10 protein-coding genes are annotated in these 12,776 nt (G+C 66.0%); 8 read left to right on the top strand and 2 right to left on the bottom strand.

Annotated features, from left to right (window positions below; genetic code table 11):
- Positions 1–61: 61 nt before the first annotated feature.
- From pgi to U4012_RS34435, 5 genes are all read left to right on the top strand, one after another.
- A complete protein-coding gene (gene pgi / locus U4012_RS34455) occupies positions 62–1,660 on the top strand; it encodes a glucose-6-phosphate isomerase (protein ID WP_321804236.1) in 1,599 nt (532 codons plus the stop codon).
- A gap of 16 nt (positions 1,661–1,676) precedes the next feature.
- On the top strand, positions 1,677–2,609 hold the full coding sequence (locus tag U4012_RS34450) for a carbohydrate kinase (RefSeq protein WP_321804234.1): 933 nt from the start codon (positions 1,677–1,679) through the stop codon (positions 2,607–2,609).
- On the top strand, positions 2,606–4,078 hold the full coding sequence (zwf, locus tag U4012_RS34445; protein ID WP_124571993.1) for a glucose-6-phosphate dehydrogenase: 1,473 nt from the start codon (positions 2,606–2,608) through the stop codon (positions 4,076–4,078). The genes U4012_RS34450 and zwf overlap by 4 nt, the downstream gene beginning before the upstream one ends.
- Positions 4,079–4,140: 62 nt before the next feature.
- On the top strand, positions 4,141–5,172 hold the full coding sequence (locus U4012_RS34440; protein ID WP_321804231.1) for a hypothetical protein: 1,032 nt from the start codon (positions 4,141–4,143) through the stop codon (positions 5,170–5,172).
- Positions 5,173–5,519: 347 nt separating this feature from the next.
- Positions 5,520–6,623 carry a porin gene (locus tag U4012_RS34435; protein WP_044848738.1) on the top strand — a complete coding sequence of 368 codons (1,104 nt, stop codon included), beginning with the start codon at positions 5,520–5,522 and terminating at the stop codon, positions 6,621–6,623.
- A 489-nt stretch (positions 6,624–7,112) separates the two neighbouring features.
- Here U4012_RS34435 and U4012_RS34430 read toward each other — a convergent pair whose 3' ends face one another.
- Both U4012_RS34430 and U4012_RS34425 read right to left on the bottom strand, forming a co-directional pair.
- Positions 7,113–8,267 carry a PDDEXK nuclease domain-containing protein gene (locus U4012_RS34430; protein ID WP_321804230.1) on the bottom strand — a complete coding sequence of 385 codons (1,155 nt, stop codon included), beginning with the start codon at positions 8,265–8,267 and terminating at the stop codon, positions 7,113–7,115.
- Entirely contained in the window at positions 8,264–8,542 is a 279-nt protein-coding gene (locus U4012_RS34425; protein WP_321804228.1) for an HU family DNA-binding protein, read from the bottom strand. Before U4012_RS34425 ends, U4012_RS34430 begins: the two co-directional genes overlap by 4 nt.
- A 764-nt stretch (positions 8,543–9,306) precedes the next feature.
- Between U4012_RS34425 and msrB the strand changes: the two genes are divergently transcribed.
- The 3 genes from msrB to msrA all read left to right on the top strand — a co-directional run bounded on the left by msrB (position 9,307) and on the right by msrA (position 12,582).
- Positions 9,307–9,837: a peptide-methionine (R)-S-oxide reductase MsrB gene (gene msrB, locus U4012_RS34420; RefSeq protein WP_124523624.1), complete on the top strand. Its 531-nt coding sequence runs from the start codon at positions 9,307–9,309 to the stop codon at positions 9,835–9,837.
- Positions 9,838–9,874: 37 nt separating this feature from the next.
- Positions 9,875–11,746, top strand: a complete 1,872-nt coding sequence (locus U4012_RS34415; RefSeq protein WP_321804225.1) for a cytochrome c biogenesis protein DipZ — start codon at positions 9,875–9,877, stop codon at positions 11,744–11,746.
- 92 nt (positions 11,747–11,838) lie between these two features.
- Positions 11,839–12,582: a peptide-methionine (S)-S-oxide reductase MsrA gene (msrA, locus tag U4012_RS34410; protein ID WP_044847214.1), complete on the top strand. Its 744-nt coding sequence runs from the start codon at positions 11,839–11,841 to the stop codon at positions 12,580–12,582.
- Positions 12,583–12,776: the final 194 nt, after the last annotated feature.

The following is a 12,776-nucleotide window of genomic DNA, read 5'->3' as shown; positions in this document are numbered from 1 at the left end:
AGCTTACAAAGGCTGGAGCTCGCACTGACCCGTCCCAACGCATCCCAGGCCTGACACGACCATGACCTCACTGACCCAAACGCGCGCGTGGCGCGCGCTCGCCAGCCATCGGGACGCGTTGTCCGGCGTCTCGATTCGCGCACGATTCGACCGCGACCCGGCACGCGCATCGCGCTTCAGCCTCGAGGCGGCCGGGCTTTTCGTCGATTACTCGAAGAACCCCATCGACGACGAAACCATCGCCCTGCTGGTCGCCCTCGCCCAGGAGGCGGGCGTCGATGCGTATCGCAACGCGATGTTCGCCGGCGAGCGCATCAACCGCACGGAGAACCGCGCGGTGCTGCACGTCGCGCTGCGCGACCGTTCGGGTACGCCGCGTATCGTCGACGACGTCGACGTGTCGCGGCAGGTCAGCGACGTGCTGGCCCGGATGCGGCGCTTCTCCCACGCGGTTCGCTCGGGTGAATGGCGCGGCCACACGGGCCGCGAGATCACCGACGTCGTCAACATCGGCATCGGCGGCTCGGACCTGGGACCGAAGATGGTGTGCGAGGCGCTCAAGCCTTACGCGCACGAACGGTTGACGATGCATTTCGTGTCGAACGTGGACGCAGCCGACATCGCCGAAGTGCTCAAGCGCGTGAACCCGGAGACGACGCTGTTCATCGTGTCGTCGAAAACGTTCACGACCCGCGAAACGCTCCTGAACGCCCATACCGCCCGCGCCTGGCTGCTCGACAGCGGCGCGCCGGACGCGGCGATCGCCCGCCACTTCGTCGCCGTTTCCACGAATGCCACGGCCGTTGCGGAATTCGGCATCGATACCGACAACATGTTCGCGTTCTGGGACTGGGTGGGCGGACGCTACTCGTTGTGGTCCGCCATCGGGTTGCCGATCGCGATCATGGCCGGCATGGACGCGTTCGAGCAGCTGCTCGACGGCGCGCACGCGATGGACCGTCACTTCGCGCAAGCACCGCTGGCCTGCAACCTGCCCGTCCTGCTCGCCCTGATCGGCATCTGGCATCAGAACTTCCTCGGTACGACGAGCCAGTTGATCGCGCCATACGACAACTATCTGCACCGGTTGCCCGCGTACCTGCAGCAGCTCGACATGGAAAGCAACGGCAAATCGGTGACGCTCGGCGGCGAGCGCGTCGATTACGCGACCGGCCCGGTCATCTGGGGCGAGCCCGGTACGAACGGACAACACGCGTTCTTCCAGCTCCTGCACCAGGGTACCGCGATCATTCCGACCGACTTCATCGTGTGCATGCGGCCGCATCACGCGTTCGATCATCACCATGCCGTCCTCGTCGCGAACTGTTTCGCGCAGTCGGAGGCCTTGATGAACGGATCGCACTCGACGACCGAACCGCATCGCAATTTCGAAGGCGACCGGCCCACGAACACGATCTGCCTGGACACGCTCGATCCGGCATCCCTCGGCGCGCTGATCGCGCTGTACGAACACAAGGTATTCGTGCAAGGCGTGGTATGGCGGATCAATTCGTTCGATCAATGGGGCGTCGAACTCGGCAAAAAGCTCGCGGTTGCGATCGAAGGCGAGTTACTCACCCCCGCGCAGATTCACTCGCACGACGGCTCGACCAACCAACTGATCAACCGCTTCAAGACGCGGCGCCACGCTGCGGCCTGATCTCCCGAATCCCATGATGAAGCTACCGCGACTGGTCATCTTCGGCGAAGCCCTGACCGATTTCATTCGAGACGACACGAACCGCTGGCACAGCGTTGCCGGCGGCGCATGCTGGAACGTCGCGCGCGTCGGCGCGCGCCTCGGCACGCCGACCGGCTTTGCCGGTGCCGTGAGCGCCGACATATTCGGCGACGAGCTCATGCGAAAGAGCGCCGAAGCCGGCCTCGACATGCGCTTCACGCAGCAGGTCGACCGCCCGCCGCTGCTTGCGATGGTGGTCGAGACGCGGCCGCCGAAATATTTCTTCATCGGCGAGAATAGCGCCGACCTCGCGTTCGATCCCGCCGCGTTGCCTTCGGACTGGCTCGACGCCGCCGACATCATTCATTTCGGCTGTCTCGGCCTGGTGCGCGAGCCCCTCGCCTCGCGTCTGATCGACATTGCGCTCGCGGCGCGCGCCGCCGGCAAGCGGATTTCGTTCGATCCCAACTTTCGCGCGCCGATGGCCGCCCCGTCGTACCGCGACACCTTGCGCACGATGATCGGTCTCTCGGACTACATCAAGGTGTCCGACGAGGATCTCGCCGGTCTGTTCCCGGAATTCGACGAGGCAGCCGCACTCGCGCAAATCCGTGCGTGGGCGCCGCAGGCTGCGGTGCTCGTCACGCGCGGCGCGGCCGGCATGGAACTCTTCGCCGGTGATGAAACGCTGGTTCAGGCGGGCTTCAAGGTCACGGTCGCCGACACGGTCGGCTGCGGCGACGCGTGCGTCGGCAGCTGGATGGCGAGCCTGCTGACGCGCCCGGACGCCCCCGCGACGGAACATCTTCGGTTCGCCGCCGCCTGTGCGGCGCTCGTCGCGTCGCACGCCGGCGCCTATGCGCCGACGGCGGCCGAAGTACATGCGCTGATCGAATCGGCCAACGCAGCCACGAGCGAAACTCCATGAATGCGCACCTCCCGTTCTCCGATACCCAGGCTCCGTTCGAATTCGTGCTGTTCGGCGGCACCGGCGATCTCGCGATGCGCAAGATCCTGCCGGCGCTCTACTCCGCTCATCGCGATGGCCTGCTCGCCCCCGCGGGACGCATCATCGCGGTTGCGCAAAACGAACTCGATACGGCCGGCTACCTCGACTGGGTCGACGTGTCGGTGCGACCGCATCTGACGCAGGCCCGGTTCGACGAAAGCGCGTGGCGCGGCTTCCGCGAGCGGCTCTCGTACGTGGCGCTCGACGCAAGCCAGGCCGGCACGTTCTCGCGTCTGGCCGACGCGCTCTCGCCGGCGTCGTCGCGCCAGATCTTCTATCTGGCGACCGGGCCATCGCTGTTCGTGCCGATTTGCCGCGCGCTCGCGCAGGCAGGGCTCGCCCCGCCGACCTCGCGAATCGTGCTCGAAAAACCGTTGGGCTACGATCTCGCGTCGTCGACGGCGATCAACGATGCGGTCGGCCAGATTTTTTCCGAAGAGCAGATCTACCGGATCGATCATTACCTCGGCAAGGAAGCCGTGCAGAACCTGTTCGCGCTGCGGTTCGCCAACGTGATGTTCGAGCCTCTGTGGCGCCGTGAATGGATCGACAACATTCAGATCACGGTTGCCGAGGAACTCGGCGTCGGCGGGCGCGGCGGGTTTTACGACCAGACCGGCGCGCTGCGCGACATGGTGCAGAACCATCTGCTGCAGTTGCTTGCGATCGTCGCCATGGAACCGCCTCAGTCGATGGAAGCCGACGCCGTGCGCGACGAGAAGCTGCGCGTGCTGCGCGCGCTCAAGCCGCTCACCGAGGAAGCCTTGCATCAGAGCGTCGTGCGCGGACAGTATCGCGCGGGGGTGGTCCGCGGAGAGTCGGTACCGGGTTACCTCGACGAATCCGGGATCCGGGCCGACAGTCCGACCGAGACGTTCGTCGCGCTCAAGGCCGAGGTCGAAAACTGGCGCTGGGCCGGCGTGCCGTTCTTTCTGCGCACCGGCAAGCGGCTGGCGCGACGCGTGGCTGAAATCGTCGTCACGTTCAAGCGCCCGCCGCATTCGACGCTTGGTCCGACGGCGCTGCTGGCAGGCTCGAACCGGTTGACGATCCAGCTGCAACCGGACGAATCGATTCGCCTGAGCACGCTCGCGAAGCGGCCGGGGCTCGGCATGACCTTGCAAGGCGTCTACCTCGATCTCGCGTTCGACCGCTTCTTTCGGCAAGACCGGATGGAGGCGTATCAGCGCCTGTTGCTCGACGTGATCGCCGGCCGGCTCGCGCTGTTCGTGCGTCGCGACGAGCAGGAAGCCGCATGGCGCTGGGTCGCGCCGATTCTCGACCTGAAAGCGGCGCCCAAACCCTATTCGGCCGGAAACTGGGGGCCTGCGCAGGCCAGCGCGTTGCTGGCGAGATACGGCACCTGCTGGAGCGAGGAAGAGAACTGATCCGCTCCGGCATGCCTCTTCCTATCGTGGAAGCGTTTTCTCCGACTACACCTGACGAAGCAATGGATACAGTCTGGCATCTCAAATGGGCGCACGGCGCGTTCGATCTCCATGCAGCAGGAGGTATGCTCGGCGGCGTTGCATTACAGCAAGGCGGCCGCACGATCCGTCCGTTTTACGAAGCGCCGTGGCTCGGCCAGGCCGAGCCGCAACCCGCGGGGCTGCTGGGCGTCATGCGAAGCGAATTCCCGTGCGTGCCATTCGGTGTTCCCTACTCTCCCGACCTACTGCCCCCCGGCTGGCGGAAGGCCGCCGCAACGCCGATCGTCCCGGATGACGTCGCACTCGACACCAGCGACGACCTTCAGCATGGCTACGGCTGTACCGGCGTGTGGTCACTCGTGAGGCAAACCGCGCACGAGATCGAAATTGAGATCGAATACCCCGAGACCTCGTCGATCGCACGACTGACTCGCATCGTGCGCGCCGATCCGGCTTGCGCTGCCTTCGACATCGTTCTCCGTATCGAAGCACGCAAGTCGGCTCGCTGCCCCATCGGTCTGCATCCGAATCTCGCGCTGCCGACGCTCACCGGCGCATTCCGAATCGAGCCCGGCACGTACCGTTTCGGCATGGTGCACCCGGCAGGTCCGGAACCGCGCGTATCGAGCGCGCTGGCCGGCGCGACGTTCGAATCACTCGAGCGCGTACCGCTCGGCGAGGGCGGCTTCGGTGCATTCGACCAGCTGCCGCTCGCGCAGCCCACGGAAGAAATCCTGCAGCTCTGCGGAATCGACGGTTCCGTCACGATGACCGACGCCGTCGCCGGCGCACGCTATCGCCTGACCTGGGATGCCGATGCGCTGCCGTCGCTGCTGTTGTGGATCAGCAACCGCGGACGTGCGTATGCGCCGTGGAACGGCCGCAACCTCTGCGTCGGCATCGAGCCGGTCGCGAGCGCATTCGAGCTTGGCCGTGCGGCATCGCTCGCGCCCAATCCGATCAATTCCCGCGGGGTCCGGACGGCACTTGCATTGAATCCTGACACGCCAACTGAAATCGCCTACCGATTCGAGGTGCTCGCTGCACGTTAGGCGTGCATCGTGGATCGGACCGATCGCGCTGCGGATCGTCGGCAAGGAGCGCCGGGCAAGCCCGGCTTCATGAGCGTCAGACCGTCCGGCATTTCATATATGAATAGTTGTACTACGTGACTCGCCCGTAGTTTCGTCCCACATCTATACCGACCAAGGAGACCTTTTCGTCCAGTTTGCCTGGCTGGACATGCCGCAAGCGAAGAACATTTCACTTTCCCTGTTGATACGCGATCCGTTTTTCACGACAGATAATTTCGCTTTCCTTAATTTATTCAATAAAAGAACTGACCGGGTCTGTTGTGCCGCAGTCACACGTTTTCTTTCTGACAGGTTTGGAGCCAATTATGAAAAAAGCAATACTCGCCGCCACGTTGATGTCCGCAGGCATCGTCGCCCACGCACAAAGCAGTGTCACGCTCTACGGCCGCCTCGACGCGGGCATCGAGTACCTGAGCGGCATTGCCAACGGCAACGGCGGCACGACGAGCCGCTGGCGTGCCGAAAGCGGCGACTGGGGCACCAGCCTGTGGGGCTTGAAGGGCTCCGAGGATCTCGGCGGTGGAAACAAGGCGGTCTTCCACCTCGAAGGCTCGTTCAATGCGATGAACGGCAGCCTCGGCGGCACCGGGTCCATCTGGGATCGCTGGGCAACGGTCGGTTTTTCCAACGACGCTTACGGCACGCTGCTGCTCGGCCGCGAGCTCTCGATTTCGAACGGATTGTGGGACTTCGATCCGCTCGGCCAGACGTCCTGGTCGTCCGGTTCGCTCGTGCGCGGGCGCAACTGGAACAAGACGAGCAACAACATTTCGTACCAGTCGCCGAGCTTCTACGGTTTCGACGTGTACGGCCAGTATTCGCTGTCGAACGCCACCAGCTGGAATGGTAACGGCACGACCGCACAAGGTCGTGCCGACGGCCTGCAACTGACCTACACGAATCCGTACTTCCAGGTGCGCGGCATCTACGACGAGGCGCGCGACGTCAACGGCAAGTTCTCGGACGTGTTCAACTATTCCCGGGAGTACTTCGCGGGCGTGAACGTATTCCTCGGCCAGTTCAAGCTGCAGGCGGCCTATCAGGCCTCGCACGCGAACGGCGCGCCGACCGCCAACAACGGGATTACGTCGACGCAGCAAGTCTGGGGCGGCGTCACGTGGCAGGCGACGCCGGCTGCGGCCTTGACCGGTGCCGTCTATCACGTCAACGCGAACCATGGCGGCGGCAACGCCAACATCTATACGGTTGGCGGCACGTACAACATCTCGAAGCGCACGCTCTTCGACATGCAGATTGCTACCGTTCGCAACAGCAAGAACGCGAACTTCGGTCTGGAGTCGAACGCGGCGGGTGCCGGCGGCCCGATCGCCGGCGGCGGCTACAACGACAATCCGACACCCGGGCATAGCCAGACGGGCGTCTATGCGGGCATCCAGCATTTGTTCTGATTCGATCTCGCTCACGGGTTGGAAGCGCCATGCCATGCCGCTTCTGGCGCCGCGTCCGGGTGCGATGCGCCGTCAGGCCATCGCACCGCACGCATCGACAGAATGCCGGGCCTGGAATCGATCCGAATGCGCGCCGGGCCAGCCGCCCGGACGCATGACGCCCCCCGCCGTGGTGACGCGGAATTCAGCCAGGCAAGCGAAACGGAATTCACGGGCAGGCCGGGAATGGCATGACGAGGGAAAGCACGTTCATGACGACGTGGCCGACAGATCGCCCGGCTTGCCGCACACGCCGCTCAGCGAGCACAAATGGCCGAGCCAGAGCACGAGCGAGTAGTTGCGGCTTCATCAGCGGCCGTCGGTGCACAGAGTGTTTCCGCATAGATCGATTGCCCGCGCCAGCGACATCAAATTTTACCGAACGGCCGCCCTTCATCGGATTCGCTCAATCGACGCATGCCCCAGCATCTCGGAACTTCGGACGGAAAGTCACGTCTTGCGGCCCCGGCGCTCCAGTTCGATCCTGGTACGTTCCAATTCTCGCGCGAACGTGGCCTCATCCGGGAGGACCGTCTGATACTCCGCCGCGAGTATCTTGTTCGGTAAGTTGTCGAGTGCATAATGCGCCTCGGCCGCGCCTTTTTCAGCACAAAGAATCAAGCCAACCGGGGGGTTTTCGCCGGGCTTCATCCAATGTTCACGCGCGTAGTTGAGGTAGAGATGCATCTGCCCCGCGTCCGCATAGCTGAAGCGCCCGACCTTCAAATCGATAATGAGCAGGCATCGCAAGCGCCGGTGAAAAAACACGAGATCGACTCGAAACCAGGTGTCATCGATCCGTAGACGCCGCTGCCGACCTATGAACGCAAAGTCATCGCCGAGCTCGAGGAGGAAATCCGCCAAGTGCTGGATCAAGGCCGCTTCGAGATCCGACTCCGAATATTCGTCCTTCATGTCAAGAAATTCGAGGACAAACGGATCGCGGATCGCTTCCTCAGGCGACAGAAGATCACCGGGTTGCGCTACAGCCGCCTTTCCTAGCAAGGACGCCTTGTTGCGTGACAGCACCAGCCGCTCATAGAGCTGACTGCTGATCTGACGGTCAAGCTGCCGCACAGACCAGCCCTCACGCAGCGCTTCAGCCTCGTAAAAGTCGCGAGCAGCTTGCGCCTTCACCGCGAGGAGGCGAACGTAGGCGGACCAGGGCAACGGAAAAGCCTGAGCGATAGAATTTAGCTCAAACGCCACGCCCGGCGGCGCCTTCACCGCCGCCTTGGTTGATTTTGCAGACGCTGTCGGGACAATCCGGTCGGCCGTGGATTGTGCAGACAGTGTCTGCACAATCCGATCCGCAGGCCACGTCAAGTAAAAGGCGCGCATCTGTGCGAGATTGCGCCATCCGAAGCCGCGACCGAATCGCTCTGACAGATCGGCGCCCAAACGGCGGATCACCGCCTCGCCATAAGCGGCCCGTCCCTCCCCGCCCTGCTCGAACTCAACGATTCGTCGCCCGATCTCCCAATATGTCGCCGTCATCAGGGCGTTCACCGTGCGAGCCGTCGCTTCGCGCGCCGACGCGACTACATCAGCAATTTCACGGTGCAGTCCGGCATATGCGGCCTGCCCGACCTTGCCCTGCGTCACAGTGCGTTCACCGCGTCCTTGAACGCCTTGCCGGCCGTGAATTTCACGGTATTTGCGGCCGGGATGGCAATCTCCGCGCCCGTCGTCGGATTACGTCCCGTGCGGGCGGCTCGCCGCCCCTGCGAAAACGCGCCGAAACCGATCAGCTGTACCGATTCGCTGCGACTCACCGCGTCCGTGATCGCGTCCAGGACCGCCTGGACGGTTTTGCTCGCGTCGGTTTTGCTAACGCCCGCGCCCGCTGCGACCGCGTCAATGAGTTCCTGCTTGTTCATGAACAGCCTCGGCAACAAAGTCAAAGCTGCACCCTACCTCATCCCGCCGCACACACGCAAATCGCTGGCGATCAGTGCAGCAATACCCTCCAACTCACTGGCATCCGTCCCCACCACTGCCTGCGGCGGGCAACCCACCAATGAACTCCGGCTTACACCTGTCGCAACCACGCTCGCCAAGAGCAATCGCGAACGTTTTCCGCCCGGCCAGCACTCACACAACTAGCGGGCCGGTGCGAGTGTCATCACTCGCGCAGACTACGTAGTCCGGCTTCCGATGTCACACAACCTGACTGGCGGAGCGCACCGTGCCCCCTTTCACTGCACTACCGCGCACGTCCTAACTCGCCCCCTGAAGTTTCTACGTGAAAACTATCAAGCTTCCGCGTCCACACACGCCGGTCGCGCCAGCTTGCAAACTCGTCCGTCGATCAAGCACATCAGACGTTCGGTGTGATTCGCGACCGCAGTCAAACAACGCTCGTTTCCCAGTCCGATTTGATCGGCAAGCCAAAGCCCGGATTCGCCACGCCACTCGACGAACACTAAAAAACACTAAAAATCGTGGCGCGAACCGGTGCTCGGTAAATATCGGCGGCTCACTCGTTCGAAGGCTTTTGCCAGTTGGAGCATCGACGGATTCCACCGCCCCCCAATGGAACACCCCAGATATCACGATTCATTTAACTTTCCGTGAGGACTTCGACACCGCCCGCCACCTACTCTGTGCGCATGTTTTCAGGACCTGCTTCCAGGAGCCCATCATGCCCACCCGCAGACATCTGCTGTTCGCCGGCGCGACCGGCCTTGCGGCACTCGCGGCGCTGTCGTCGACGGGCCGTCGTGCGCTGGTCGGCCGCGCGTTCGCCGCGCCGCCCGCCGCCGGACCGACGGCCGCCCCGTTCGAGATCACCCGCAGCGACGCCGAATGGCACCGCCGCCTCACGCCCGCCCAATACACGGTGCTGCGCGACGCCGGCACCGAGCCGCCGTACAGCAGCCCGCTGAACGGCGAGCACCGCCACGGCACGTTCGCGTGCGCCGGCTGCGACCTCGCGCTGTTCTCGTCGGACACCAAGTTCGACAGCCACACCGGCTGGCCGAGCTTCTGGAAGCCGCTCGACCACGCGGTCGCGACCGCGCTCGATCCGTCGTACGGGATGTCGCGCACCGAAGTGCACTGCCGCCGCTGCGGCGGCCATCTCGGCCACGTGTTCGACGACGGCCCGCCGCCTACCGGCCTGCGCTACTGCATGAACGGGCTCGCGCTCGCCTTCCACCCGGCCGCCGCCTGACGGGCCGCCGCCTTCCTGAACGACCGGAGACCGCTCCATGCTGCTCATCGTCCTCGCCTATCTCGGCGGCGTGCTCACGATCCTGAGCCCGTGCATCCTGCCCGTGCTGCCATTCGTGTTCGCGCGCGCCGACCAGCCGTTCGTGCGTACCGGCCTGCCGCTGCTGATCGGCATGGCGCTCACGTTCGCCGTCGTCGCGACGCTCGCCGCCGTCGGCGGCGGCTGGGTCGCGCAGGCCAACCAGGCCGGCCGCTGGCTCGCCATCGTGCTGCTCGCGGTGTTCGGCCTGACGCTGCTGCTGCCGCGCTTCGCCGAGCACCTGACGCGCCCGCTCGTCGCGGCCGGCAACCGCCTCACCGGGTTCGCACAGCGCGACGGCCGCCCGGCCGGCCCCGCGTCGTCGCTGCTGCTCGGCGTCGCGACCGGCCTGCTGTGGGCGCCGTGCGCGGGTCCGATCCTCGGGCTCGTGCTGACCGGCGCCGCGCTGCGCGGCGCGAGCGTCGGCACGACGCTGCTGCTGGTTGCGTATGCGGCCGGCGCGGCGACGTCGCTCGGCGTCGCGCTCGTGATCGGCGGCAAGGTGTTCGCCGCGATGAAGCGCTCGCTCGGCGCCGGCGAATGGATCAAGCGCGGGATCGGCGCGGCGCTGCTGGCCGGCGTCGGCGCGATCGCGCTCGGCCTCGACACGGGGGCGCTCGCGCAGTTGTCGACCGTCACGACGGGCGGCCTCGAGACGAAGCTCGTCGACCGGCTCGGCGCTCGCCCGCATGGCGCGCCGGCGGCGACGTCCGCGACCAGCGATACCGCCGGCGGCAACGGTGCCGCGCCCGCCAGCGCCATGATGGCCGCGACGTCCGGTGATGCACCGGCGGCCGGCGCCGCGATGATGCGCACCGCCGGCACGACGCCGGCGCCGCAGGCACCGGCCGCGCTGCCCGTCGAAGGCACGCTGCCGTCGCTCGACGGCGCCGTGCAGTGGCTGAACTCGCCGCCGCTGAGCGCGGCCGGCCTGCGCGGCAAGGTCGTGCTCGTCGATTTCTGGACGTATTCGTGCATCAACTGCCTGCGCACGCTGCCGTACACGACCGCCTGGGCACGCAAGTACGCGCCGTACGGCCTCGTCGTGATCGGCGTGCACGCACCGGAGTTCGCGTTCGAGCGCGACATCGGCAACGTGAAGAAGGCCGTGCACGACCTGGGCATCGACTACCCGGTCGCGATCGACAACGGCTATGCGATCTGGCGCGCGTTCGGCAACGAATACTGGCCCGCGCACTACTTCGTCGACGCGCAAGGGCGGATCCGCCACCACCACTTCGGCGAAGGCGAATACGCGCAGTCGGAACGCGCGATCCAGTCGCTGCTCGCCGAAGCCGGCCACCCGGAAGCGCTGAACGTGCCGCTCGGGCTCGCCGGCGCCCCCGCGAAGGGCGCGCTCGCGGCGGCCGACAGCGCGGACGTCCGCTCACCCGAAACCTACGTCGGCTATGCGCGCGCGGACGACTTCACGTCGCCGGGCGGTGTCGTGCGCGACGCGGCACACCGTTACGACGCGCCCGCGCACCCCGACCTGAACGACTGGGGCCTCGCCGGCACCTGGCAGGTCGGCGCCGAGCGCGCGACGCTCGCCGCGCCGGCCGGCCGGATCGTCTACCGCTTCCATGCGCGCGACCTGCACCTCGTGCTCGGCCCGGGCGCGAACGGCAGGCCGGTGCGCTTTCGCGTGACGCTCGACGGCGCGGCGCCCGGCGCGGCACACGGCACGGACGTCGATGCGCGGGGCTACGGCACCGTCACCGGCCAGCGCCTGTACCAGCTCGTCCGGCAACCGGGCGCGATCGCCGACCGCACGTTCTCGATCGAGTTTCTCGATCCCGGCGTCGATGCCTATGCGTTTACGTTCGGCTGAACGCGCACGCAGTGGCGGACGCCGTCACGCGCGCCGCCTCCCGTCCACCTCGCGTCCACCTTATTCCGTCCCGCATTTCGAAGGAGCAACTCATGATCCCGACATCCACTCGCGATTCCGCACCGCGGCGGCGGGCGGCCATGCTGCGCCGCATCGGCGCGATCGCCATCGCGGCCGCCGCCGTGTTCGGCTACCAGCGCGTCGTCAGTTCCGCGGAACCGATGCGCACCGTGCCCGCACCGACGCTCGACGAAACCCCGGGCGCCTCCCATGAGGAAACGGCCGTGCTCGCCGGCGGCTGCTTCTGGGGCGTGCAGGGCGTGTTCGAGCACGTGAAGGGCGTGAAGCAGGTCACGGCCGGCTACGCGGGCGGCGCCTCCGAAACCGCGCACTACGCGCTGGTCGGCAGCGGGCTGACGGGCCATGCGGAATCGGTGCGCATCGTCTACGACCCGACGCAGGTCACCTACGGCCGGTTGCTGCAGGTGTTCTTCTCGGTCGCGCACGACCCGACCGAACTCAACCGTCAGGGGCCCGACGAAGGGCCGCAATACCGCTCCGCGATCTTCCCGACCACCGCGCAGCAGCGCGCGGTCGCGACCGCCTACATCGCGCAGCTGGGCACCGCGCACACGTTCCCGGCGCCCGTCGTCACGCGCGTCGAGCCGTACAAGGGCTTCTATCCGGCGGAGGCGTATCACCAGAACTACCTCGAGCTGCATCCCGACGCGCCGTACATCGCGTTCAACGACCTGCCGAAGGTCGCCGGGCTGAAGCAGCGCTTTCCGGCGCTGTACCGCGCCGACGCGGTGCTGTGGCGCGACGCCGGCCTGTGAGGGACCGCCGGCGCCGCGGCGGCCGGTGTGCGCGCTGACCCGGCCGGCCCGCGCCGCCGGCCGCGTTTGCGCTGCATCAACGAAACGCACGCTGTCCGGGCCGGGCAAACCCGCATCGGGTCAGCTTCGCGGGCAAACTTCGCGTAGACTTCTCCAGATCAGTCCCCCGCCGCGCACCGCGCGGCGCTCGGAAC

Source organism: Burkholderia sp. BCC1988, from assembly GCF_905339895.1.
Taxonomy (GTDB): Bacteria; Pseudomonadota; Gammaproteobacteria; order Burkholderiales; family Burkholderiaceae; genus Burkholderia.
This window is presented reverse-complemented; position numbering and strand designations above follow the sequence as displayed.

What these genes read in the sequence shown, in the direction of transcription:
- pgi (WP_321804236.1), top strand. Translation starts at nt 62, where the DNA reads ATGACCTCACTGACCCAAACGCGCGCGTGGCGCGCGCTCGCCAGCCAT.
- U4012_RS34450 (WP_321804234.1), top strand. Translation starts at nt 1,677, where the DNA reads ATGAAGCTACCGCGACTGGTCATCTTCGGCGAAGCCCTGACCGATTTC.
- zwf (WP_124571993.1), top strand. Translation starts at nt 2,606, where the DNA reads ATGAATGCGCACCTCCCGTTCTCCGATACCCAGGCTCCGTTCGAATTC.
- U4012_RS34440 (WP_321804231.1), top strand. Translation starts at nt 4,141, where the DNA reads ATGGATACAGTCTGGCATCTCAAATGGGCGCACGGCGCGTTCGATCTC.
- U4012_RS34435 (WP_044848738.1), top strand. Translation starts at nt 5,520, where the DNA reads ATGAAAAAAGCAATACTCGCCGCCACGTTGATGTCCGCAGGCATCGTC.
- U4012_RS34425 (WP_321804228.1), bottom strand. Translation starts at nt 8,542, where the DNA reads ATGAACAAGCAGGAACTCATTGACGCGGTCGCAGCGGGCGCGGGCGTT.
- msrB (WP_124523624.1), top strand. Translation starts at nt 9,307, where the DNA reads ATGCCCACCCGCAGACATCTGCTGTTCGCCGGCGCGACCGGCCTTGCG.
- U4012_RS34415 (WP_321804225.1), top strand. Translation starts at nt 9,875, where the DNA reads ATGCTGCTCATCGTCCTCGCCTATCTCGGCGGCGTGCTCACGATCCTG.
- msrA (WP_044847214.1), top strand. Translation starts at nt 11,839, where the DNA reads ATGATCCCGACATCCACTCGCGATTCCGCACCGCGGCGGCGGGCGGCC.